Origin of the sequence: Streptomyces sp. NPDC085931 (assembly GCF_044540565.1) — a bacterium.
In the GTDB taxonomy this organism is placed as follows: domain Bacteria; phylum Actinomycetota; class Actinomycetes; order Streptomycetales; family Streptomycetaceae; genus Streptomyces.
The window spans coordinates 20,250-45,588 of record NZ_JBITSK010000002.1 but is presented as its reverse complement, the minus strand read 5'-3'; the positions used below and the strand labels follow the sequence as shown (position 1 = coordinate 45,588).

At 73.2% G+C, this 25,339-nt stretch carries 11 protein-coding genes; 5 read left to right on the top strand and 6 right to left on the bottom strand.

The annotated features are described in order from the left end of the window. Positions 1-21 precede the first annotated feature (21 nt). Positions 22-9,552, top strand: coding sequence for a type I polyketide synthase (locus ACIGAN_RS03610; RefSeq protein WP_399854654.1), 9,531 nt, complete (start codon positions 22-24; stop codon positions 9,550-9,552). 158 nt (positions 9,553-9,710) lie between these two features. Here the strand turns inward: ACIGAN_RS03610 and ACIGAN_RS03605 are convergent, their stop codons facing one another. From ACIGAN_RS03605 to ACIGAN_RS03580, 6 genes are all read right to left on the bottom strand, one after another. Next, positions 9,711-10,277, bottom strand: coding sequence for a LuxR C-terminal-related transcriptional regulator (locus ACIGAN_RS03605; RefSeq protein ID WP_399854653.1), 567 nt, complete (start codon positions 10,275-10,277; stop codon positions 9,711-9,713). Positions 10,278-10,880: 603 nt separating this feature from the next. Next, complete coding sequence (locus ACIGAN_RS03600; RefSeq protein ID WP_399854652.1) at positions 10,881-13,703, bottom strand: AAA family ATPase; 2,823 nt, start codon at positions 13,701-13,703, stop codon at positions 10,881-10,883. Between the two features lie 707 nt (positions 13,704-14,410). Continuing rightward, the gene (locus ACIGAN_RS03595; protein ID WP_399854651.1) at positions 14,411-17,269 is read right to left on the bottom strand and encodes an AAA family ATPase; all 2,859 of its coding nucleotides are present in this window, start codon (positions 17,267-17,269) and stop codon (positions 14,411-14,413) included. Between the two features lie 281 nt (positions 17,270-17,550). Then, positions 17,551-18,933 (bottom strand): acyltransferase, encoded by a 1,383-nt coding sequence (locus ACIGAN_RS03590; RefSeq protein WP_399854650.1) that lies wholly within the window; start codon positions 18,931-18,933, stop codon positions 17,551-17,553. A 7-nt stretch (positions 18,934-18,940) separates the two neighbouring features. Continuing rightward, a complete protein-coding gene (locus tag ACIGAN_RS03585) occupies positions 18,941-20,161 on the bottom strand; it encodes a cytochrome P450 (RefSeq protein ID WP_399854649.1) in 1,221 nt (406 codons plus the stop codon). Positions 20,162-20,221: 60 nt separating this feature from the next. Next, positions 20,222-21,445, bottom strand: a complete 1,224-nt coding sequence (locus tag ACIGAN_RS03580; RefSeq protein WP_399854648.1) for a cytochrome P450 — start codon at positions 21,443-21,445, stop codon at positions 20,222-20,224. A gap of 401 nt (positions 21,446-21,846) precedes the next feature. On the opposite strand from ACIGAN_RS03580, the gene ACIGAN_RS03575 reads away from it, so the two are divergent. The 4 genes from ACIGAN_RS03575 (at position 21,847) to ACIGAN_RS03560 (ending at position 25,256) form a co-directional block, all read left to right on the top strand. After that, complete coding sequence (locus tag ACIGAN_RS03575; protein ID WP_365099080.1) at positions 21,847-22,059, top strand: ferredoxin; 213 nt, start codon at positions 21,847-21,849, stop codon at positions 22,057-22,059. Positions 22,060-22,106: 47 nt separating this feature from the next. Then, entirely contained in the window at positions 22,107-23,354 is a 1,248-nt protein-coding gene (locus ACIGAN_RS03570) for an activator-dependent family glycosyltransferase (protein WP_365743287.1), read from the top strand. Between the two features lie 100 nt (positions 23,355-23,454). After that, positions 23,455-24,471, top strand: a complete 1,017-nt coding sequence (rfbB, locus tag ACIGAN_RS03565; RefSeq protein ID WP_399854647.1) for a dTDP-glucose 4,6-dehydratase — start codon at positions 23,455-23,457, stop codon at positions 24,469-24,471. Continuing rightward, positions 24,465-25,256, top strand: a complete 792-nt coding sequence (locus ACIGAN_RS03560) for an AfsR/SARP family transcriptional regulator (RefSeq protein ID WP_399854646.1) — start codon at positions 24,465-24,467, stop codon at positions 25,254-25,256. Before rfbB ends, ACIGAN_RS03560 begins: the two co-directional genes overlap by 7 nt. Positions 25,257-25,339: the final 83 nt, after the last annotated feature.

Below are 25,339 nucleotides of genomic sequence, written 5' to 3'. Positions count from 1 at the left end.
CACCCACCAGTGGAGCTGAGCATGTCCACCCCCGAAGAGCGCGTCGTCGCCGCGCTGCGCGCGTCCCTGCTCGAGAACGAGCGCCTTCGCCGGCACAACGAGGAACTCCTTCGGACGGCGAAGGAGCCGATAGCCATCGTCGGCATGGCCTGCCGCTACCCGGGTGACGTCACCGGTCCGGACGATCTGTGGCGGCTGGTCGACGCCGGCGTCGACGCCATCTCCCCGTTCCCCGCCGACCGGGGCTGGGACACCGAGGACCACACCAGTCCGTCCACCACGGACCAGGGCGGGTTCGTCGCCACGGCGACCGAGTTCGACGCCGGGTTCTTCGGTATCTCTCCGCGTGAAGCGCTGGCCATGGACCCTCAGCAGCGGCTCGTCCTGGAGGCGTCCTGGGAGGCGCTCGAACGGGCGGGCCTCACCTCCGCCTCCGTGCGCGGAAGCCGGACCGGCGTGTTCATCGGCTGCAGCAACCAGAACTACGGCGCCGACACAGGTGACGAACTGCCCGAAGGGATCGAAGGGCACCTGCTCACCGGCAACGCGGCCAGCGTGGTGTCGGGCCGGGTGTCCTACGTCCTGGGCCTGGAAGGACCGGCCGTCACGGTGGACACCGCGTGCTCGTCGTCGCTGGTGGCGCTGCACCTGGCGGTCCAGTCGCTCCGGTCGGGAGAGTGCGACCTCGCGCTCGCGGGCGGTGTGACGGTGATGTCCACACCCGACGTCTTCACCGAGTTCAGTCGTCAGGGTGGTCTGGCGGGTGACGGCCGGTGCAAGGCGTTCGCAGAGGGTGCGGACGGCACCGGCTGGGGTGAAGGCGTCGGGGTACTGCTCGTTGAACGGCTGTCCGATGCGCAGGCGAACGGTCATCGAGTGCTGGCGGTGGTGCGCGGTTCGGCGGTGAACCAGGACGGTGCGTCGAACGGGTTGACGGCGCCGAACGGTCCGTCGCAGCAGCGCGTCATCCGCGCGGCACTGGCGGACGCGGGCGTGTCGGCGGCGGAGGTGGACGCGGTCGAGGCACACGGCACCGGTACGCGGTTGGGTGACCCGATCGAGGCGCAGGCGCTGCTGGCCACCTACGGCCAAGACCGCGAAGTCCCCCTGTTCCTGGGGTCGGTGAAGTCCAACCTTGGCCATACGCAGGCGGCCGCCGGTGTGGCGGGTGTGATCAAGATGGTGGAGGCGCTGCGGCGCGGTGTGCTGCCGGCGACGCTGCACGTGGACGAGCCCTCTTCGCGGGTGGACTGGTCGGCGGGCGAAGTACGGCTCCTGACCGAGCGGCGCTCATGGCCCGACACCGGCAGCCGTCCCCGACGCGCCGCCGTCTCGGCGTTCGGCGTCAGCGGCACCAACGCTCACGTCATCCTGGAACAGGGTCCCGTGCCCGCGGTCACCGAGCCGCCCGCCTCCGTGACGGGCGGCGAGCCGACCGTCTGGCTGCTCTCCGGCCGCAGCGAGGAGGCACTGCGCGCCCAGGCTCGCAACCTCCGCGCCTTCGCCGATCAGCACCCGGAAACACCGGCGGCCCTCACCGGACTCGCCCTCGCGACGACCCGCACCCACTTCGAGCACCGGGCTGTCGTCGTCGGCGGGCCCCCGCGTCTCGTCGACGCGCTGGCCGAACTCGGCTCCGGGACCACGCCGTACGACGTCGTGATCGGCCGGGACCGGGGCGAGGCACGACAGGCGTTCCTGTTCTCGGGTCAGGGTGCGCAGCGCGCGGGTATGGGGCGTGAACTGTACGAGGCGTTCCCGGTGTTCGCGGAGGCCTTCGACGCGGTGTGCGCGCACGTCGGCGCGGAGCTGAAGGACATCGTGTTCGGTGACGACGCGGAGCGTCTGGCGCGTACGGAGTGGACGCAGCCCGCGCTGTTCGCCGTCGAGGTGGCGTTGTTCCGGCTGCTGGAGTCGTGGGGCGTGCGCCCGGACTTCGTGGGCGGGCACTCCATCGGTGAGATCGCGGCCGCTCACGTGGCCGGGGTGCTGTCCCTGGAGGACGCCTGCACGCTCGTGAGCGCGCGGGGCCGGCTGATGCAGGCCCTGCCCGAGGGCGGCGCCATGATCGCGGTGGAGGCCGCCGAGGACGAGGTGCTGCCGCTGCTGGCCGGGCGTGAGGTGTCGGTGGCGGCCGTCAACGGCCCCCGTGCCGTGGTGATCGCGGGCGACGAGGCGGCTGTGTCCGAGGTCGCCGCCGAGCTGGCCGGGCAGGGCCGCCGCACCACCCGTCTGCGCGTCTCCCACGCCTTCCACTCACCCCTGATGGAACCGATGCTGGCGGAGTTCCGTGAGGTCGCCGAAAGCATCACCTACACCACCCCCGCCCTCCCGATCGTCTCCAATGTCACCGGACAGCTCGCGGCCGAGGGGGAGTTGACGGCCGACTACTGGGTCCGGCACGTCCGTGAGGCCGTCCGGTTCGCCGATGGCGTCGCCGCCCTGGCGGCGGAAGGCGTCACCCGGTTCCTGGAGATCGGCCCGGACAGCACTCTCACCGCACTCGCCCAGAACTGCCTGCCCGACGCGCACGACTCACTGTTCGTGTCCGTTCTGCGTAAGGACGACTCGGAGCGCGTCGCCGTTCTTCGGGCGGCCGCACGCCTCCACGTCGACGGCGGTGAGGTCGACTGGCCCGGCGTGCTGGGCGACCGCGACGGGACACCCGAAATGGAGCTGCCCACCTATCCCTTCCAGCGCAGCCGCTACTGGCTGGGGCCGAAGGACTCGGCCAAGGACGCTCCGACAGGCCCCGCCCGCGCCTCCGCAGTCGTCGACGCTGCCTTCTGGTCCGCCGTCGAACGGCAGGACGTCACCGGCCTCGCCGCGGATCTCGACCTCGCGCCGGAGGCACTCGACGCGGTGGTCCCCGCGCTGTCCGACTGGTACCGGCGCCGGCAGGACCAGGCGGAACTGGACGCCCTGTGCCATGAGGTCTCCTGGCGCCCTCTGACAGGCGACGACATGGTGCCCGTCGCCGCAGCTGCAGCCTCCCGCGTGGACCGCTGGACGGTCCTCGCGCCCAAGGACCCGGACCCCTCGGTGCGGGCGTTGGCGGACGAACTCGCGGAGGGACTGCGCGCCCAGGGACTGGCGATACGGATCTGTCAGGTCGACGCCGCGGATCCGGAAGCCTGCGCCGCAGCCGTCCTCACCGCCACCCCCACCGCCACTGCGACGGACACGGAGACGGACACGGCGGGAGTCCCGCAAGGGGCCCAAGCCCCGCACGGCATCCTCTCCCTGCTGGGCTTCTCCACGTCGACGGACGCCGTCGTCGCAACGCTCACCGCCGTGCAGGCGCTGGCCCGGGAGGTTCCCGGCGCGAGGCTGTGGGCGATCACTCAGGGCGCCGTCGCCGTCGGCGGCCCGGACCACATCACCCGCCTGTCCCACAGTGCGGTCTGGGGACTCGGCCGGGTCGTCGCCCTGGAGCACCCGGACCTCTGGGGCGGCCTGATCGACCTTCCCGCGCGGACGGATCACCGGGTATGGACCCGACTGGCGTCGGCGCTGATGCGCCTGAAGCCGGGCGAGGACCAGGTCGCGCTGCGTTCCCACGGCATGTTCGGACGCCGGGTGAAGCCCTCCGCGCCGCTCGCAGCGCGCATGGCTTCCGTCGCCGACGCCGGCTGGACACCGGGTGAGGGCGCCGTGCTCATCACCGGCGGCACCGGCGCCCTGGGCGCTCAGGTGGCACGCTGGGCCGTCCAGCGGGGTGCCCGCCGCCTCCTCCTGGTCAGCCGCCGGGGCGAACAGGCTCCCGGCGCCGCGGAACTCCGTGCCGAACTGGAGCAGTCGGGCGCTCGCGTGACCATCGCGGCCGTGGACCTCTCCGTCCGCGAGCAACTGGTCGCCCTCCTCGCGGAGTACTCCGTCGACGCGGTGTTCCACGCGGCCGGGGACCTGGAGGACGGGACGGTCCTCACCACGGACGCCGACCAGGTGCGGCGCGTGATGGGACCGAAGGCCGACGGAGCGCTGCTGCTGGACGAACTGACCACCGGCACCGACCTCACCGCGTTCGTCCTGTTCTCCTCCCTGGCCGGAACGATCGGCAGCCCGGGGCAGGGCGCGTACGCGGCCGCCAACGCGGTGCTGGACGCGCTGGCCGAGCGGCGCCGCGCCGAGGGCCTGCCCGCGACGTCCATCGCGTGGGGCCCCTGGGCGGGCGCCGGCATGGCCGCAGTCGCCGGCGGCCGACGCCGCGGACAGGGGGCAGTGACCCCGCTCCCTCCCGAGACCGCCCTGTCGGCGCTGGGAGCGCTGGTCGACGCCGGAGCCGTCACCCGGCTCGTCGTCGCGGCCGACTGGAGCCGCTTCGTGCCCGCGTTCACCACCTCGCGGCCCAGCGCACTTCTCACCCCGCTGAGTCCGGTGCCGACCGCCTCCCCGGGCCGGGCCGCCGCCCGCGACGCCGGAGGGACCACGGACGACCTGCGCCTGCGCGTCAACTCCCTGCCCCGCGAGGCCGGACAACGTCTGGTCCTGGACGAGGTGCGCGAGCGTGCGGCGGCCGTCCTCGGCCACGCCGGGACGGAACAGGTGGGCCCCGATCGGGCGTTCCGCGACCTCGGCGTCGACTCGCTGATCGCGGTGGAACTGCGCAACGTCCTGGCGGCGGGCTGTGGAGTCACGCTGCCGGCCACGGCCGTCTTCGACCACCCGACCCCGCAGGACCTCGCCGCTCACATCTACGGCGCACTGCGCGAGGACACCGACACCGCCGTCACGGCCACCGTTTCCACGGTCGCCGTCACCGACGAGCCGGTGGCGATCGTCGGGATGGCCTGCCGTTTCCCGGGCGGCGTCGACTCTCCGGAGAGCCTGTGGGCGCTGCTGGAGGAAGGGCGCGACGGCATCACCGACTTCCCCGCCGACCGTGGCTGGACCGGCCTGGACGCGCTCTACGAACACTACGCACGTTCAGGGGACGGCACGGCGGACGCGGACTACGTGCGCCTGGGCGGTTTCCTGGACGATGTCGCCGGGTTCGACGCGGAGTTCTTCGGTATCTCGCCGCGTGAGGCGTTGGCGATGGATCCGCAGCAGCGGTTGTTGCTGGAGTCGTCGTGGGAGGCGGTGGAGCGGGCGGGGATCGACCCGAGGTCGCTGCGTGGTCGGCAGGTGGGTGTGTTCACGGGTACCAACGGGCAGGATTATCCGGCCTTGTTGGGTGTGGCGGAGGGTGACTTCGGCGGGTATGTCGGCACGGGCAACGCGGCGAGCGTGATGTCCGGTCGTCTGGCCTACGTCCTGGGCCTTGAGGGTCCGGCGGTCACGGTGGACACGGCGTGTTCTTCCTCGCTCGTCGCGCTGCACATGGCGGTGCGGTCGTTGCGGTCGGGGGAGTGTGATCTGGCGCTGGCCGGTGGTGTGACGGTGATGTCGACGCCGGGTGCTTTCGTGGAGTTCAGTCGTCAGGGTGGTCTGGCGGGTGATGGCCGGTGCAAGGCGTTCGCGGAGGGTGCGGACGGTACCGGCTGGGGTGAAGGTGTCGGGGTACTGCTGGTGGAGCGGCTGTCCGATGCGCAGAAGCAGGGTCATCGGGTGCTGGCGGTGGTGCGCGGTTCGGCGGTGAATCAGGATGGTGCGTCGAACGGGTTGACGGCGCCGAACGGTCCGTCGCAGCAGCGGGTGATCCGCGCGGCTCTGGCGGATGCCGGGGTGTCGGCGGCGGAGGTGGACGCGGTCGAGGCGCACGGGACGGGTACGCGGTTGGGTGACCCGATCGAGGCGCAGGCACTGCTGGCCACCTACGGACAGGACCGCGAAGTCCCCCTGTTCCTGGGGTCGGTGAAGTCGAACCTGGGTCATACGCAGGCGGCCGCCGGCGTGGCCGGTGTGATCAAGATGGTGGAGGCGTTGCGGCGTGGTGTGCTGCCGGCGACCCTGCACGTGGACGAGCCGTCCTCGCGGGTGGACTGGTCGGCGGGCGCCGTGCGACTGGTCACCGAGCGCCAGGAGTGGCCGTCGGTGGACCGGCCCCGTCGGGCGGGAGTCTCCTCGTTCGGGCTCAGCGGCACCAACGCCCACGTCATCCTCGAACAAGCGCCTCCGGCGGAGACGAAGTTCCATCCCGACGCCGATGGCGTGTTGGTGCCCTGGCTCGTCAGCGGCCGGAGCGAGGCGGCTCTGCGTGCCCAGGCCGGCCGACTCCTCGCTGCTGTGGAGGAGCTGCCCGCGCCCGGTCTGGCGGACTTCGCGGGGGCGCTCGCGAGCGCCCGGTCGTCGTTCCAGCACCGTGCCGTGGTGATCGCCGCTGACCGGGACACGTTCGTCCGCGATCTACGCGCCCTGCACCTGGGCGGCGAGCCGGGCGCACACACGGTCACCGGCGAGACCCGCCACGGTCGCACGGCGTTCCTGTTCTCGGGCCAGGGTGCGCAGCGCGCCGGTATGGGGCGTGAACTGTACGAGGCGTTCCCGGTGTTCGCAGACGCCTTCGACGCGGTGTGCGCGCACGTCGGCGCGGAGCTGAAGGACATCGTCTTCGGCGACGACGCGGAGCGCCTGGCACGTACGGAGTGGACGCAACCCGCCCTGTTCGCCGTCGAGGTGGCGTTGTTCCGGCTGCTGGAGTCCTGGGGTGTGCGCCCGGAGTTCGTCGGCGGGCACTCCATCGGTGAGATCGCGGCCGCTCACGTGGCCGGGGTGCTGTCCCTGGAGGACGCCTGCACGCTGGTGGCAGCCAGGGGCCGGCTGATGCAGGCGCTGCCGTCGGGTGGGGCGATGGTGGCGGTGGAGGCCGCCGAGGAGGAGGTGCTGCCGCTGCTGGCCGGGCGTGAGGTGTCGGTGGCGGCGGTCAACGGCCCGCGCGCCGTGGTGATCGCGGGTGACGAGGCGGCCGTCTCCGAAGTCGCCGACGAGCTGGCCGGACAGGGCCGCCGCACCACCCGCCTGCGCGTCTCCCACGCCTTCCACTCGCCGCTGATGGAACCGATGCTGGCGGAGTTCCGTGAGGTCGCCGAAGGCATCACCTACACCACCCCCGCCCTCCCGGTCGTCTCCAATGTCACCGGACAGCTCGCGGCCGAAGGGGAGTTGACGACCGCCGAGTACTGGGTCCGGCACGTCCGTGAGGCCGTCCGGTTCGCCGACGGCGTCGCCGCCCTCGCGGCGGAAGGCGTCACCCGGTTCGTCGAGATCGGCCCCGACGCCACCCTGACCGCCCTCACCCGCACCGTCCTCGGTGACGCCACCGACCCGGTCTGCGTGCCGTTGATGCGCCGCGACGCGGCCGAAGAACTCGCCCTGTTGCGCGGACTGGCCGTCTTCCACTCGAGCGGTGGCAGCGTCGACTGGACGGCGTTGCCGGTCATTCGTACGCAGGCCCACGTGGACCTTCCCACGTACCCCTTCCAGCGCACCCGGTACTGGCCCGCTGCCGACGCGCCCGCCGCCTCGCGCGTGTCCGCCGCGTCGGCCTCCCAGGTGTCCTCCCGGGCGCCCTCCACGGACGGGGCCTTCTGGTCGATCGTCGAGCACGAGAGTCCCCAGGACCTGGCCGGCCGTCTCGGGGTTCCGGAAGACGCTCTGGAGACCGTGCTGCCCGCCCTGGCCTCTCTGCGGCGCGAGCATGCCGTACGCGAGGAGGTCGACCACTGGCGGTACCGCGTCGACTGGGAGCCGGTCGACGCGGGAGCGGCCGGGCCTGTGCGGGGACGCTGGCTGCTGCTGCAGCCGTCTGGCGACGCCGTGCCCCTCGAAGGGCTCGAGGAGTTCGTACCGGGGCTGGAGCGCGTGGACTGCGGGGTCCGGGACCGTGAGGGGCTGACCCGTCTGCTCGGTTCGGTCGTCGAGGGGGAGGCGCCGGCCGGCGTGCTCTCCTGCCTGACGGGTGCCGCGTCCGGTGCCGACGACGGCGCTTCCGGCGTGGTCGCCGCCGTGGCGGACACCATGGCGCTGATCCAGGCGCTCGGTGACGCCTCCGTGACCGCGCCGCTGTGGGTGGTCACGCACACCGGCCCCGGGCCGGGCGACGCGCCCGAGGACCCGGCGCAGGCCGCTGTGTGGGGTCTGGGGCGGGTGGCCGCGCTGGAGCATCCCGACCGGTGGGGCGGGCTGATCGACGTGTCGCCCCGGGCGAGCCGAACAGAACTCACTCGCCTGGCCTCCGTTCTGGCGCGTGCCGACGAGGACCAGGTGTCCTTGCGTGGCACCGCGGTGTACGCGCGACGCCTGCGCCCGGCCCCGCCCGGCGGCACCGTGCCGGCCGGCGACTGGACGGCTCCGGCCCGGATGCTGGTCACGGGCGGCACCGGTGCGCTCGGCGGCCGGGTCGCCCAGTGGTTCGCCGAACACGGCACCCGGGAACTCGTCCTGACGAGCCGCGGCGGGTCCGCCTCGCCCGGCGCCGCCGATCTCGTGGCGCGGCTGCGTGCGGCCGGAGCGCAGCGCGTCGACGTCGTGGCGTGCGATGTCGCCGAGCGCGCCGAGGTGGCCGACCTGCTCACCGCCCACCGGGTCGACGGCATCGCCCACGTGGCGGGCGTCCTGGACGACGACCTCATCGACGCGATGACGCCGAAACGCCTGGAGCACGTGCTGCGGGCCAAGGCTCTGGGGGCGGTGCACCTGGATGAGCTGACGCGGGGGTGGGCTCTGGAGGTGTTCGTGGTGTTCTCGTCGATCGCCGGTGTGTGGGGGAGTGGCGGTCAGGGCGCCTATGCGGCTGCCAACGCGTGCGCCGACGCGGTCGTGCGGGCACGTCGCGGGCGGGGCGAGGTGGGAACCTCGGTGGCGTGGGGCCCCTGGTCGGGCGGGGGAATGGTGTCGAGCGCGGCGGCGGTGGAACTGCGGCGTCGGGGGTTGCGGGTGATGGAGCCGGCCCGTGCCCTCGTGGGACTGGGGCGTGCGATGGAGGTGGCGGACGGCACGGTGGTCGTGGCGGACGTGGAGTGGGAACGGTTCGTTCCCGCGTTCACCAGCCGCCGGCCCAGCCCGTTGCTGACCACCCTTCCCCAAGCGGAGGCCGTGACGGACCGGAGAGGCACTCCCGAGCAGCACGGCGGCGGCGGAGTCCGGCCCGCACTGGTGGAACGGGTGATGTCGCTGCCGGACGCGGACCGGCCGGCCGCCCTCCTGCTCCATGTGCGGCAGGTCGCGGCCGTGGCGCTCGGGCACGCCGACCCGGGCGCCGTGCCCGCGGACCGGGCCTTCCGCGACATGGGATTCGACTCGCTGACGGCCGTCGAGCTGCGTGACCGGCTCACGAGGGACACGGGACTGCGACTGCCCTCGACGCTCGTCTTCGACCATCCCACCCCCGCCGCCCTCGCCCGCCACCTGGACGGCGAACTGACCGGTGGGGGCGGGACGGTGACGGGCCTGCTGGCCGATCTGGAGACCGGCATCGCGCGCATCCTGCAGGCGGATCCGGACCGGGACGCGCGCACGTTGCTGGGTACCCGGCTGCGGGCGCTGCTCGCGGAGGTCGAGGGCGTGCCGGCCGACGAGACGGACGCGGGCGGTGCCTCGCTCAGCGACCTTCTGGAGGAGGCGAGCGACGACGAGTTGTTCGACTTCATCAGCCGCGAACTGGAGCAGTAGGCGGCGGGCCCGGGGCGGCGGGCTTCCGCCTCGGGCACACGTGTCGGCGGCCGTACCAGTAGGGATGGTACGGCCGCCGCTTCACCCGAGGTGAGGGCCGGAGCCCGGCTCGGTCGGTCGCGATCCGCGCTCGCTGCGGGAGCCGGACCGCCCCGTGGTTACTTGATGAACTCCGGCAGCACGCGAGGCGGCCACTGACCCACCGTCAACATGCCCATGGAATGGGCGCGAGCCACCAGCGCGGCCCGGTTGGGGGCCTTGAGCTTCCGCAGCATGAGGCCGACGTGGTACTCGACGCCCTGTCTGCTGAGATAGAGCTTGGCGGCGAGCTGCACGGTCGAGGCGCCCGCGGCGACCCCCTCCAGGACCTGTGCGTCGAGCTTGCTGAGCAGCCGCTCGCGAGGGATGCCGACCACGTCCTTCACGTCCGTGCCGTCCACCTCCGTGTCCGGCCGTACCTGCACGACGATTCCGGCCAGGCGCCCGGTGCTGTTCTGCACGGCGATGCCGGTCAGTTCACCGGAGAAGATCCGGCCGGCGTTCCCCAGGCCGACCATGCGCTCGGCGAAGCGCTGCGAGCGGCCCTCGGCGAGCCGGGCGAAGTGACGGTTGAGCACGGTAGGGGCCGAGGGGTGGAGCAGTTCGTACAGGTTGCGGCCGCAGGTGTCGGCCGAGGTGCGGCCGAACTGGCGCGAGAAATTGGGTTCAGCGGCCACGATGTGCATCTCGGGATCTATGTGGGCCGTGTAAAAGCGTCGATTACTCAGTGCATGAGCTCGGTTCTCCTGGGTATTTCTGTGGGCGCCCGCAAGATGCGGCGGGGAGATCCTGTCCCTGGTGTGCGAGACACTAGCTGCGTGCGTGGTCACTGCGACGCACCGTCTTTCTGCGTTCAGATGTGGGGGATGCCCGTACCACCTGAGAGCGCATCTGATCACAGGTGGTACGAACTCGGCCGGGTCGCGGTCACTGACCCGCCGAGTTTTCTCTGATCAACTGCGGGAGAGCCTAGGAATGTCCCTACAGACCGGTCAAGCAAACCTTTGCGTGGCGCCAAAACACTGTGGTTCGGTGGTTCGGTGGTGCGGCCCGTGAGGGGCCACGGGGCGCCGCCCGAACCGCTGTTGCCCGGCCTGACCGGCCAAGTCCTCGCTGGACGGTTGCGTGCCGCCCGCTCCTTCCCGTCGTCTCCGTGACGACCGCGGCCGGCCGGTCGGCGGGATCGCCCGAGGCGCCGGTCCTGCCCGCGTGACCGTTTGCCTCCTGTGGATGCCCGTTTGCTGCCCGATCGGACGGCGGGCAGGGGAAGGGTGGCGGACCGGTATGCGTCACGAGTCCGGTGTTCCGCCGAGTTCCTCGAGGGCTCGGGCAAGATCCGGGCGGCCCGGGATGCCCAGCTTGCGGTACGAGTTCGTCAGATGCTTTTCCACCATGCGTGAACTCGTGCCCAGCCTGGCTGAAATCGCCGAATTGCTCAGACCGGTCGCCGCCAGCTCCGCCACTTTGCGCTCGGACGGAGTCAGCAGGTCCGTTCTGGCGGAAGTCCGGGGAGCGTGCTCGTCCCTCTTCAGCGCGATTGCCCGAGCCAGGGAGTCGGCTCCGTTGTCGACGGCGAGTTCGTGCGCCCGTTTGAGTGCGGACGCGCGCCGTCTGCGGTCCGTTTCGGGGTGGGTGCCGAGGGCGTACAGCGCCTGGCACAGTTCGTGCGTGTTGCTGCCCTTCTCCAGCACCTCGACGGCCTCCTGCAGCAGCGTCACGCCCTCCCGCCCCGGGGAGACCCTGCCCAGGGCCACCAGGGCGCGTCCCAGCCTGACCGGGGCGCCCCAGGCGCGGGAGCGCTCGACCTCCAGAAGTGCGGAGGCCACCGCCTCCTCGTGCTCGCCGAGACGGTGGTGCATGAGGGCGGCGCAGGACGCCCAGGGAACCGTGACCGGGTTGTGCCAGCCGATGCGCTCCGCGCGCTGGCCCGCCGTCCGGAAGTGGACCAGCGCGGTGCGGGTCTCGCCGCGCCCGGCCGCGATGGTGCCCCGGGCCAGGTGCAGCAGGGCGGCCAAGTGCTGGTTCTCGACGTGCAGTCGGTGCCGGGTGAGGATCTGCTCCGCGAGGTGCGGCTCCTCGGTGTGGAGGGCGACGATGGCCAGGACCGCGGCGCAGATGGTCGGCAGGCCTCCGCTGTCGGGCCCGGCCAGCGCGTCGGCCTGGACCACCTTCTGCCGGGCGTGCGCCAGCCGGCCGTCGGCGAGCGCGACCAGGGCCTGCTCCGCGCGGATGACGGCCTGCTCCACCTCCCCGCCCCTGCGCTGGGCGAGCAGGTGAGCCTCGCGCAGCCAGCCGGCCGCGCCTTTCGTGCGGCCGGCGCCGGCCAGGATGTTGATGGCCAGCGGCATGGTGCTGTGGACGTGCTCGGGGGCGGGGGGCTCACGCTCCAGCAACTGGGTGCACAGCGCCGTCAGCTCCTCGGCGGAGGCGGAGTTGGAGACGAACGCGATGTGCATGAGGGATGTCACCAGCTCGCGTTCCCCGGTCGTTCGCAGGGCGGGGGAGGGGCCCAGTGACCGGAACCGCCGCAGGGCCCGCTGCGCATGGGCGGGATCCTGCGCCGACAGCACGTGCTCGCGGGCCTCCAGGCGCAGTGCGAGCTCTCGTTCGATCCAGTCGTCCGGCTCGGACCGGCCCAGTTCCTCCGTCACGGCGCGCCGGACGGCGTCGATGCCGAACGCGGCGGGGTCCATCAGCAGCGGACCCAGCCGGGTCACGGCGTCGGCCCGCTCCCGTACCGACTCCAGCAGCGGTACGGCCTCCGCGACGTGCCGCAGCGAGGCGGCGGAGGCGAAGCTGCGCTCGGCCGTCGCGAGGTCGACGAGCAGCCGGGCGCGGTCGTGGTCCGTCGGGGAGGTGTCCAGCAGCGCGCGCCTCAGGTAGCGGGCCGCGTCCCGGGGCGAGCCGCGCCTCACGGCGCTGTCGGCGGCGGTCCGCAGGATCTCCACCGCCTGCGGGCCGTGCAGGGTGATCACCGACATGAGCTGTTCCGCGGCCAGCTCGGCCGGATGGCCGGTCCGGTGCAGCAACTCGGCCGCCACGCCGCGCATGGCGGTGCGCTCGGCCGCCGGCATGCTCTCCTCCAGCAGGTCCCACAGCAGCGTTCCGGGGATGAGGGAGCCGGAGCGCTCCGCCACGAGTCCGGCGAGCCGCAGGACGTCGACGGCCTCCGCCCGCCGGGGTTCGTCGATCTCGGCCAGACGGGTCATCAGCTGCGGGTCCGCCACGGCGTCGAGCACGGTCAGCGCGTAGGCGACGCGCCGGACGTGGTCCGGCTGGGAGCGCAGGAAGGCGGCCAGGCGCCGGCGCGCCCGTTCGGGACGGAGCGCGGCCGCCGCCGCGGCGCCGGCCTCGGTGGGCTGGAGCCCCTGGTACTGCGCCTCGTCCACCAGGGCCGTCACCAACAGCGGGTTCCCGCCACTGCGTTGGAGCAGCGTGTCGACGAACGCGCCGTGGGGCGGTGTGCCGTAGGCCTCCTCCACCAGCAGGCTCACGCTGTCGCGGCCGAGGGCGGCCAGCTCCACCGTACGGTCCGCCTGCTCCAGCAGTTGCCCGACGTGGTCCCGGGCGCCGCGGACGTCGCCGGGCAGGACGGACAGGACGAACAGGACGCGGTGCTGTCTTCGCCGTGCGAGGGCTGGCGCCAGCGCCAGCAGGGAGTCGGTGTCCGACCACTGGAGGTCGTCCACCATCACCACGACCGGCTGCCTGGACGCCATGGACTCCAGCAGGGTGGTCAGCCGGTGCGGCGCCTGCTGGAAGGCCACCGTGGACCACGGCGGGACGGCACCGGCGACGGGCGGCGCCGCGGTGCACGCGGCAACCGCCGCTTCCCGCAGCCCGCGTCCCTGCTCGTCGGCCGGCACGGCTGCCAGGACGGAGTCCATCAGCTGCCGTACGACGCCGAGGGTGTAGGTCTCCTCCGCGGCGGCCGCCTGGGCCCGCAGCGTCAGGAACCCCCCACCGTGCGCGTGTGCCGCCACCGCCTCCAGGAAGGTCGACCGGCCGACCCCCAGGGGGCCCCGGACGACCAGGAGGGAACCCTCTCCCTCCGCGGCGCGGCGCAGTGCCGACGTCGTTCGCGCCAGCTCGGACTCGCGCTCCAGCAACAAGGCGGTGGCCCTCCTTCGATGGTACGGGCCGTCGGCCACCGCCCGGGGCGTGGCCGGACGGGACTCCGTGAGCGTGACGCGGGGTGCCGGCAGTGCGCGAACAGCACCCGCGAGGGAGCCGGTGCCCATGCGCACGGGAGCCCTCGCGGCTCCACCCCGAAAAAGCGTTCATCACTGCTGTCAAAACCTTTGGGGAGGAGCAGATCACAACGACGCGCGAGGCAGCAAGGGGGCTCGGGCCACAGTGGACCCCCGTGCGGGCGCCGGAAAGTGAACAGCCATCACCTCACGCGTGACGGGCGCGTAAGCGGAACGCTCCGAGAAAACGGTTTCCGTCAGGGGGCGAGGAGGCATGGACTGCCCGACCGCCACCGAGGGACCGTGCCGACCTGTGACTTCACCGTGCCGGACGCCCGCGAAGCGATGCCGGTCATTCGCGGGCGAGAAAGCGCCGAAGGGAAGCGGAAGACCGGGTCGGGGCGGATGGAAAAGTGTCGGAACGCACATTGCGGCAGGGCAGGAAAAGCGGCGCTGTCGGCCGGTGGGACGGACGGGTTACCCGCCACCTTTACTACATGATTCCGTCCGGCGGGAGGGCCCGCCCGGAATTGACAGCAACACGACAGAAACGCGGCGGCGCGGTACGGCCGCCGGCACGGCGTCCACCGGGGTGCCGTGCGGTCCACCCCGGCGGACGGCTCATGCGATCACATCCGGCGGTCCCCGCCGTGGACGTCCGCCGACTCCATGGCGTCGCGCAACTCCCGCCGGCCGGACAGATCGAGCTTGCGGTACACGGACGTCAGATGGACCTCCACGGTCCGCTGGGTGACGAACAGGGTCTCCGCGATCCACGCGTTGGAACGCCCGTCCGCCGCCAGACGGGCCACCTGGGCCTCACTGCGGGTGAGGGCCGCCAGCCCCCGGGAGACGGGCCGGCGCGGACGGGCACCCGTGGCCAGCAGCGCCCGGTGGGCGATCTCGTGCAGCGGGCGGGCGCCGAGCGCGTACGCCTCCTCCCACCCCTGCCGCAGCACCTCCCGGGCCGCCTTGCGGTACCCGAGCTCGTGCAGCGCGCGGCCCCGGGCGACCTTCACCCGTGCCGTCAGCAGAGCCGCCCTCGTCCCGCCGAGCGCGTCCTCCGCCTCCTCCAGCAGCCTCACCCGTTCGTCGGCGGCGGCCGTCGCAGCCCACAACTCCAGCCCGGTGCCCAGGGCGAGACGCAGCCGCGCCGACCGAGCCCCGGCGACGGCCTCCTCGGCCAAGGCGCGGGCCGCGCGCTGGTCACCCAGGGCCAGATGCGCCCGGCCGGCCCAGTACCACCAGGGCGAGACGGCCGGGTTGGTGCGCTGCCAGGCCTCCTGCCGGCGTCCGCACTCCCGCAGGTCGGCCAGCGCGCGCTCGGCGTCCTCCTGCGCCAGCCGGAGCCGGCCGCGGGCGCACAGCAACTCGTTCCACTGCCACGCCTCGCTCCCGGCCGGATCGGGCACACGCCCGCACAGCTCCTCGGCCTCCGCCAACTGGCCGCGGTCCAGGAGCGTGTGCAGCCGCACGGACAGCGGGAGCGCGTCGTGCGCGTTGGCACGGGCCACGGTGGTGCCGCGCAGCGCCTCGGCGGTGTGCCGCAGCGCACTGTCGAGGTCGCCGAGCCGTTCCTGCGCCTCGGCGCTCAGCGCGAACAGGTTGGGGTGGATCTGGTCGAGCAGCGGGTCGGTGCCGTCGATCAGCTGGCGGTAGACGTCCTGCGCCTCGTACGGCAGGTCGGCGTACAGCAGCACCGACGCGGCGATCGTGAGGAAGGCGGGGGAGTTCTCGGTCGGGCCGCTCCGCCCGGTGATCCTGAGTGCCGCCGCCACCGATTCCGCCACCCGGTCCATACGGGCCACCGAGATGACGGCCCGGGCGGCGAGCAGCGCCCGCTCCGGGGCGGTGTCGCCCGGCAGGGCGAGGTCCATGGGCACCGTGTCGAGCAGCCGCCGGTAGGCGGCCCGGTCGACCGTGGCGGCCATCAGCAGCTGTGCCTCCAGCAGGTGGACGCTCTGCGTCCCCAGGGGCAGCAGGGCCGGGTCCGAGCGGTACCGGTCGAGCAGATCGAAGGCACGGTCCATCCGGCCCTGGCGGGTCAGCGCGTCGGCGAGGGTGCTGACGGCCTTGAACCGCAGGTCCGCGGAGGTCGTCCGGTCGAGGGCCGCCGTCAGGTGCCGGACACTGGCCTCCGGGTCCAGCCGCGCCTCGGCCGTGCCCAGTTCGATCAGCAGCCCGGGGTCGCAGTCGTCCGCGGCACCGTCCGGAACGCAGGACCGCAGGAACATGACCGCCATGCCCGGCGAGGCGTGCAGCATCGCCTCGCGGGCCGCCTCCCGCAGGACCGTCGTGGCCCACGGCTGGATCGCTGTGGCGGGGGACCGGCACAGGTGGTCGGCGACGTCCGCCGCTCCCGCGCCGATGTCGTGCAGCAGCCGGGCCGCCCGGCCGTGCGCGGCGGCGCGCTCGTCGTCCGGCAGGTCGTCGAGCACGGCGCGGCGCACCAGCGCGTGCGTGAAGGCCCAGGTGCCCGCGGCGTGACCGCCGTTCACCAGCCCCAGGGAGCCCAGCACCAGCAGGGACCGGTCGAAGGACGCGGCGTCCACCAGGGCCAGACGTGCGCACAGTTCGTGGGCGGCCCCGTCCCCCAGCACCGCCATGGCACGGGCCGCGTTCACCGTGGCCGGCGCCTGCCGGTGCAGCAGACGCACCACCCGCGCCCCGAAGGCCTGCATGTCCTGCTCGCTCACCGCGCTGAGTTCGGCGCCCGTCAGCGGCAGGTCCTCCGCGTCGAGCGTCCGGATGAGCCGGGTCGCCAGCAGCGGGTTGCCGTGGGTGGCGGCCAGACACGCCTGCTGGAACGCCGCGTCGGTCTCGGCTCCGGTGAGGCGGCGGGCCAGCAGGCCGATGCCCGCCCCGGTGAGCGGGCGGGGCCGCAGCACCCGGCAGGACGCGAGCGTGGTGATCTCGGCGAGGGCCGGCGCGTCGGAACCGCTGCGGCCCACGAGCGCCAGCAGGACCGGCAGGCCCGTCAGCCGCCGCGCGGTGTGCGCCAGCAGGCGCAGGGAGGCGGGGTCGGCCTCGTGCGCGTCGTCCACCGCGATCAGCAGCGGAGTCCGGGCGGCGGCACGCCGGATGACGTCGTGCAGCCGCGTCAGCACACCGAACGAGACGTCCCCGACGTCGTTGTCGCAGCACAGCAGCGCGGGTGGCCGCCGGTCCGCGAGCCCGTACGCCACGGACTGCCCGGACCCGGCGCTGTCCGGCAGGCCGGACAGCAGGGCGTGCGCGGTACTGAGCGGCATCCGGTGCCCGTCGGCGGTCTCCGCGTGAACGACGCGCAGGCCCAGGCCGCGCGCTTCGGCGACCAGGGCCCGCAGCAGGGCCGTCTTCCCGATACCGACCGGGCCCTCCAGGACGACGAGGCCGGAGCGTCCCGCCGCGGCGCGCCGCACCAGCTCACCGAACAGGGCGAGCTCGCGTTCCCGCTCCACGAGTGGCGGGGGCTCCGGGGAATCGTGGCCCTCCGAGGCAGCGATCATGACCGTGTCCCTCTCTCCCGGTGCTCCCGGCGTCGCAAGGCATCCCACGCACCGGGGCCGCCATGGCCGGCGGTTGCCGGCGCGCGCCCGGCGGTCCGGCCGGACGGCCCCTGCGCTGGTCGCCATCTTGGCTCAGACCAGCACGGCCGTCGTCGCCGACTGCCCCTTCCGCCCGGCGCGGTCCGTCCCCACCGTTCCCCGGGCGCAGGGGTGTGCCGCCTGGCCACCCGCCGCACCCGCCGCACTCGCCCACGGCCGTTCACCGTACCGCGCACGCGACCTCACCCCGCGCGGCCGGAGACCGCGCGCGGGTGCAGCCGCTCCTGCCAGCGCGGGGAGCGGGCCAGGTCCGCGTGCTCCTCGGACAGGCACAGGTACACGTCCCGGCCCCCGTCCTCCTGCGGCGTCGGGGTGACGTGCACGGTGGGGACCGGCAGGTCCGGGAACTCGTACCAGAACGGCTGCCCCGCGCCGAGGTCGATCCGGTACAACGGGAAACGTGACCAGTTGTTGACGGACAGGGACGTCTCGGACACGTCGAGGGCGTGTACCGACATCACGTGCCGGGAGACGCCGCGCCGGCGGTAGGAGCCGAGGAAGGCGATCTCGTCGCGGAGCTTGTCCTCCGTGTTGCTCCCCAGGCACCGCCGCACGTCGGCCGCCACCGCGCCCAGGGACCGGCCGCGCAGGTCTCCGGCCCGCAGCGACGTCCAGCTCTTGGTGACGCAGTTCCCCCAGTACGACGACGGCAGGGCGCCGCCCAGCACGGACTGCGCGCCGACGACGAGGCCCAGCCACTCCACCGATTCGTCCGGGTGCCCGCGCAACTCGCCCAGCACGCGCCACAGATGGGCCGTCAGCACGTCGTTGGTGGACACCCACGCGCCCGGGTCCGTCAGGGCACCCAGCGCCTCGCTCTTCATCGCGGCCAGCTCGGCCGCCTCGAACCGCGTGGTGACGGTGGCGCGTTTGCGCAGCCCCGGGCGCAGGGTGCTCAGCAGACGCCGTGTCCGGCCCATCCCGGCGAACGCCCGGTTGTCCCGCGTCTCCGGACGGTCCGACAGCCGGCCGAGCGCCTCCAGCGCCCCTCGGTCGTGGCTGGGGGGCTCCCAGGGCAGCCCGAGGTGCTCACGCGACCAGCTCTCCAGGAAGGCGAGGGTGCTGCCGCCGTCCGCCAGGCTGTGGTTGACGAGGACGCCGAGCACCGACCCGCCACCGCGCATCTGCGTGAGCCGGATCTTCAGCAGGGGAGTGTCCCTGTCGACCACACCGAAGGGACTCACCTCGCGCAGCACGTCCCCGATGACCGGCTGCGCGCGCAGCAGATGACCGTACTCGCGCATCGGCTCGGGACTGGACGCCTCGGTGAAGCGCACGCCCGCGTCGTTGCAGAGCACGCTCAGTCCGCCGTCGGCGTCCCGCAGCAGCCGCCCCGCCAGCAGCGGGTACCGCAGCAGCGTGCGGGCCAGTGAGTCGCGCAGCGCCGCGCCGTCGAGCGTCTTGCGGTAGAAGAACGTCAGCGGCGTGTACCAGGGACCGGTCAGCAGGTCGTAGGGGGTGAGCCGGACCCGGTCGCCGTCGGCCGCACCGGCCCGCACCGTGTGCACGCTCTCCACCCGGCTGTCGACCACCGTCCGGAACGGCGGCGTCTTCCTTCTGGCCACGGCCGCCTCAGTCCCAGGCCACCAGCAGCCGGTCCACGCCGTAGTGCACGGCGCGGTCCCGCAGCGGCACCTTTTCGGCCGGCTCCGCCAGCCGCAGGGTCGGGAACCGCTCGAACAGCGCGCGCAGCCCGATCCGCAGGCTGGCGCGGGCCACGTGCTGGCCCAGGCACTGGTGCGCGCCGAAGCCGAGTGCCAGGTGCTTGCGCGGCACCCGGGTGACGTCGAGCCGGTCCGGGTCGTCGAAGACCTCGGGGTCGCGGTTGGCCGCCGGCAGCGACAGCACCACCGTCTGGCCCGCCCTGATCGTGGTGCCGCCGATCTCCACGTCCTCCAGCGCGCACCGGCTGGAGCCCATCTGCGAGATGGTGAGGTAGCGCAGCAGCTCGTCCACCGCCCCCTGCGCGTACAGCTCGGGCCGCTCCCGCAGCAGGGCCAGCTGGTCGGGGTGCTCCAGCAGGGCGAAGGTGCTCAGCGACAGCATGTTCGGCGTGGTGTCCAGCGAACCGGCCAGGGTGAGCACGGCCATGTTGACCAGCTCCTCCTCGGTCAGTTCACCGGTCGCCGCCAGCCTGCCGAAGAAGTCGTCCCCGCGCTCGGCCATGCGCGCGCGGATCATGGGGCGGATGAGGGCGTCCATCGCCTCCACGTGGTGGATGAACTCCTCCAGCGTGTAGGTGAGCGCCATCAGTACCGAGAAGTGCTCCTGGATGCCGTCCATCAGCTCCGGCTCGACGTCCATCAGCGAGCACGTCGAGCGCAGGCCGACCTTCTCGGCGAAGGCGGTCACCAGATCGGCCGGCGAGCCCTCGGCCGCCATCTCCTCCAGGGCGTCGTCGACGATGCGCGCCAGGTGGGGCTCGTGCCGCTGGACGTTGCGCAGCGTGAAGTGGCCCGCCAGCAGCCGCCGGTACTTGGTGTGCTCGGGCGCGTCGGTCTTGGCGAAGGAGCCGGGCGGCGAGGGCTGGGGCGCGTACTCGGTCATCGGGAACGGCGGGGCCACGACGTGCGCGAGCAGTTCGTTGCGGTGGCTGAAGCGGTCGTCGGCGAGGATCTGGCGGACCAGGTCGTGCCGGGTCACCAGCCAGCCGGAGGGGTCCTTCGGCGCCACCTGGAAGGTGATCGGGCTGACCGGCTCCTCGGCGCGCAGCCGGGCGTAGGCGGCGGGCGGGTCGAAGGGGCACGTGCCGCGCTCGGAAGGGATGACCGGGGGATCGGGGCGGGTCTTCATGGGATCACTCCGTCGCAGGGCGAGGATGGCGTGCGGGCAGGGCGGGTGGTGCGGGGGACGTCAGGCGCGTTCCACGCACAGCGGCAGGTGCCGGGCGCCGAAGACGTTGGTGCCGTGCCACGAGAGCCGGACCGTGGGGTCGACGCGGATGCCGGTGAAGCGGTCCAGCAGGGCCTCCAGGGCGATCCGGCCCTCCAGCCGGGCCAGCGGGGCCCCGATGCAGTAGTGGATGCCGTGGCCGAAGGCCGCCTGCCGGGCGTTGGCGCGCTCCGGGCGGAACGTGTCCGGGGCCTCGAAGACCCGCTCGTCGCGGTTGGCGGCCAGCAGCCACAGGTGCACCAGCGTGTCGGGGCCCACCTCCAGGCCCGCGACGGTCGTGGCGGTCGTGGTGACCCGCTCGATCCGGGTGAACGGCGGCCGCAGCCGCAGCGTCTCCTCGATGACGGCGGGGATCAGCGAACGGTCCGCGCGCACCTTCGCCAGCAGGTCCGGGTCGGAGTCCAGGCAGATCAGCGCGTTGCCGACCAGTACCGACGTGGTGATGTGCCCGGCGAGCAGCAGGAGGGTGGCGAAGCTGGCGATGTCCTCGTCCTCGAGGCGCTCGCCGTCGACCTCGGCGCCGACCAGGGTGCCCAGCAGGTCCGCTCGGGGTTCCTCGCGCCGGGCCTCGATGAAGCCCTGGAGGTAGGCGGTGATGGTCACCGCGGTCTCCTCCATGCGGCGCACGCTCTCGGGGTCCTCCGGATCGGTGGACAGCAACTGGTCGGCCCAGCCCTGGAACAGTTCCCGGTCCTGCGTCGGCACGCCCAGCATGCGGGCGATGACCGTCACCGGCAGCGGGTTGGCCAGCGCGTCCACCAGGTCGAAGCGGTCCCCGGTGACGGCGTCCAGCAACTCGCCGGTCAGCTCCGTGATCCACGGCTCCAGACCGGCGATCAGACCGGGCGTGAACGCCTTGCTCACCAGCCGGCGCATCTTCCCGTGCAGCGGCGGGTCCAGCAGCAGGAGCGTGCCGCGCGGTGCCTTCTTCTCGCCGCCCGACAGGCGGCCCACCGTGTCCGAGGAGAAGGTGGCGGGATCGGACAGCACCTGCTGCACGTCGGCGTGCCGGAAGACGTGCACGCGCCCGGAGTCGTCCCGCCAGGCCCGCTGCTCCTCGCGCATCCGCGCCGCCCACGCCAGCAGGGTGGCGCCGCCGTCCGGTTCGACGGTCGGCGCGCGGCCGGGCCGGGGGGCCGCCGCGGGCGTGGGGTCGAGCACGTCCGAAGTGCCTTGCTGCGCCACCCGGATTCCCCTTTCACGACAGTGTTCGTACGGTCGCCCGCGTCCCGCGTCGCGTCCGCGGCCGTCCCGCGGCGTACCGGACACGGGCACCACGACGGCCGGTCCGGGAGCGCGCTGCACCAGGCACTGGTGGTCGGCGCCAACTGCGTTCCCGCGGGCCGCCGTTGCTGCCGGCCACTCCAGCACGGCCGCGGCGTGCCCGGCCAGCGGCGCCGCCGCACTCTAGGGATTTTCCGAGTACCGGCCGGTCACCTCCGCCCCCGGAGCCAGGCGCTCCGCATCAATCACTGGAGGAAACCCCAGACAGCGCCGCTCCACGCGCCCCTTCGCCCCGGGACGCCCCCAAGATGGGCTCGACCCGGCACACGTGACCGGGCCGACCGGCGAACAAGGGGGCGGCCATGGACATCACCATCGATCACGACCGGTGCATCGGCGCCGGCCAGTGCGCGCTCGTCGCACCCGCCGTCTTCGACCAGCGCGACGAGGACGGACTCGCCGTACTGCTCGTCGACCGGCCCGGAGGCGACCAGCACGCCGCGGTGCGCGAGGCGGCCGAGTCGTGCCCGCTGAGCGCCATATCCGTACGTGAGGACCGGGAGCCGACGGACTGAGGTCCGTCGCGCACCGCCCGCGCGGCCACCGACGAGGAGAGAAACGAATGCGCGTCCTGTTCGCCGGCTTGCCGGAGAAGTCGCACGTCTACACGATGGTGCCGCTGGCCTGGGCCCTGACGGCCGCCGGGCACGAGGTGCTGATGGCCAACGCCCCGTCGCTGACCGAGGCCATCACCGGCGCCGGTCTGGTCGCCGCGCCGGTGGGCGACGACCACGACCTGCACCGCGACATGGCCGTCGCCCGCGACTCCCAGGACGCCGACGTCGCCAACTGGAGCCACCTCGGCTACGGCGACGTCGACCACGCCGGCCTGGTCCAGCGCTACAGCATCAGCGTCCCCTACGGGTTCGCCCGCTACAACGACCCGATCCTCGACGACCTCGTCGCCCTGGCCCGCGACTGGCGGCCCGACCTCGTCGTACGGGACCCCATCGCCTACGCGGGCGGCATCGCCGCCCGGGCCTGCGGTGCCGCCCACGCCCGTCTGCTGTGGTGCGCCGACGTCTACGGCCGGGCCCGCGCCACCTTCGTCGAACTCGCCCGGGACATGCCCGAGGAACAGCGCGTGGACCCCCTCGCCGACTGGATCGACGAGCGGGGCCGCCCGTACGGCGTGCGCTGCGACGAGGAGCTCCTCAACGGGCAGTTCACGCTCGACACCCTGCCTCCGAGCCTGCGCCCGGCGACCGACCTGCGCACCGTCTCCATGCGGTACGTCCCCTACAACGGCCGTGCCGTGCAGGAGGACTGGCTGCGCGAGGAGCCCAAGCGGCCCCGGATCTGCGTCACCCTGGGACGCACCAACACCGAGGCGTACGGCGGCGACTACGTGGCCGTCGAGGACATCCTGCGCTCCCTGTCCCGGCTCGACGCGGAGATCGTCGCCGCGCTGCTGCCCGAGCAGACCCGGCGCCTGGGCGAACTGCCCCCCAACGTAAGGGCCGTCAGCGGCGTCGCCCTCAACACGCTGCTGCCGGGCTGCGCCGCCGTCGTCCACCACGGCGGCTGGGGCACCTTCTCCACCGCCCTGGTGAACGCCGTGCCGCAGCTGGCGCTGTCCACCCTCGTCGCCGACCAGGAACTGCGCGGCCGGTCCCTGGAGGAGGCCGGCGCCGGATTCTTCCTGCACCACTCCGAGAGCGACCCCGACCGGGTCGCCGACCTCGCCCGACGGCTCCTGGACGACCCCTCTCACGCCGCCGCCGCCCGCCGGTTGCGCGACGAGTCCGCCGCCATGCCCAGCCCCTACGACGTCGTGCCGGAGCTGGCCGACCTGGCCACGGGCAACTGAGGCACGTCGGCCTCGCGCCCACCGGGCCGCCCCCACGCACCACCGAAGAGGAAGGAGGACGGCGCACGCTCGGCACCGCCCGCTGACGCGCCGCATCCACATGAGTCAGACGCGCATCCTGGTGACCGGCGGTGCCGGCTTCATCGGCTCCCACTACGTCCGCACCCTGCTCGGCCCCGACGGCCCCGACGACGTCACCGTCACCGTGCTCGACGCCTTCACCTACGCCGCCAACCCGGCCAACCTCGACCCCGTCCAGGACTCGCCCCGCTACCGCCTGTGCGTCGGCGACATCTGCGAACCCACCGTGGTCGACGCGCTGATGGCCGAACACGACCAGGTGGTGCACTTCGCCGCCGAATCCCACGTGGACCGCTCCCTGTCCAGCGCCACCGAGTTCGTGCGCACCAACGTGCTGGGCACCCAGGTCCTGCTGGACGCCGCCCTGCGCCACGGCGTCGACCGGTTCGTGCACATCTCCACCGATGAGGTCTACGGCTCGATCCCCGAAGGCTCCACCTCCGAGGAGCACCCGCTCCACCCCAACTCCCCGTACGCCGCGTCCAAGGCGGCCTCGGACCTGGTGGCCCTGTCCTACCACCGCTCGCACGGACTCGACGTGCGGGTCACCCGCTGCTCCAACAACTACGGGCCCCACCAGTTCCCCGAGAAGATCATCCCGCTGTTCGTGACCCGCCTGCTCACCGGCGCGAAGGTGCCGCTGTACGGCGACGGACTCAACGTGCGCGACTGGCTGCACGTCGACGACCACGTCCGGGGCGTCGAACTCGTCCGCACCCGCGGCCGGGCCGGCGAGATCTACAACATCGGCGGCGGCACGGAACTGGACAACCGCCGGCTCACCGAACTGCTGCTGCGGGCCTGCGGCGCGGACTGGGACAGCGTCGAGTACGTCACCGACCGCAAGGGACACGACCGGCGCTACTCCGTCGACTGGGGCAAGGCGCACACCGAACTCGGCTACACGCCGCGCAAGGACTTCACCGAGGGCCTCGCCGAGACCGTCGCCTGGTACCGGGACAACCCCGACGTGTGGAGGGAGGCCGCCCGCCGCGCCGCCCTGCCCGAGCCGTCCTCCGGAGCGGTGCCGTGCTGAGGTGGCGAACCCTGGGCCCGCTGCGGGCCACCCGCGACGGCCGGGACGTCACTCCCACGGCGCCGAAGGTGCGCCAGGTCCTGGCCCTCCTGCTGGCCCGCCGCAACACCGTCGTACCCCTGACCGCCATCACCGAGGAACTGTGGTCCGGCCAGGCCCCCCGCAGCGCGGTCACGACCGTGCAGACGTACGCCTACCAGCTGCGCAAGGCGCTGCACGAGGAGCGGGAACCGGACGGTCCCGACGGCGGGCCGCTGGCCACCCACGCGCACGGCTACCTGCTGCGGGTGGGCCCCGGCGCGTGCGACGCGGAGGAGTTCACCTCACTGACCGGCGCGGCGCGCACCGCGCTGGCCTGCGGCGACCCCGCCACCGCCGAGACCCTGACCGGCCGGGCGCTGGAGCTGTGCGACGGGCCGCCCTTCGCGGACGTGGCCCACGGCCCCCTGCTGCGCGGATACGCCCTGCGGATGGGGGAGCTGCACCTCCAGGCGCAGGAACTGCGCGTCACCGCCGGCCTGCAGCTGGGCCGGCATCGTGAACTCGTGGGCGACCTGAAGGAACTGGCGTGCGCGTACCCGCTGCACGAGTGGTTCCAGGGCTCCCTCATCATCGCCCTCCAGCGGTGCGGCCGGCGCAGCGAGGCACTGGAGGTCTACCAGCGGCTGCGCGCGGTGCTGCGGGACGAGCTCGGTCTCGACCCCTCGCCCGGACTCCAGCAACTGCGCCAGCACGTCCTGACCGACAGGGTCAGCACCGCGGACCTCGACCTGCTCCCCGGCTGAGCCGCGCCCCCCGCCGGCACCCCGCGCCCGCGCCGGGCGGACGTCCTCGTCCGTGCCCCGACGCCGACGGCGCGACGGCACGC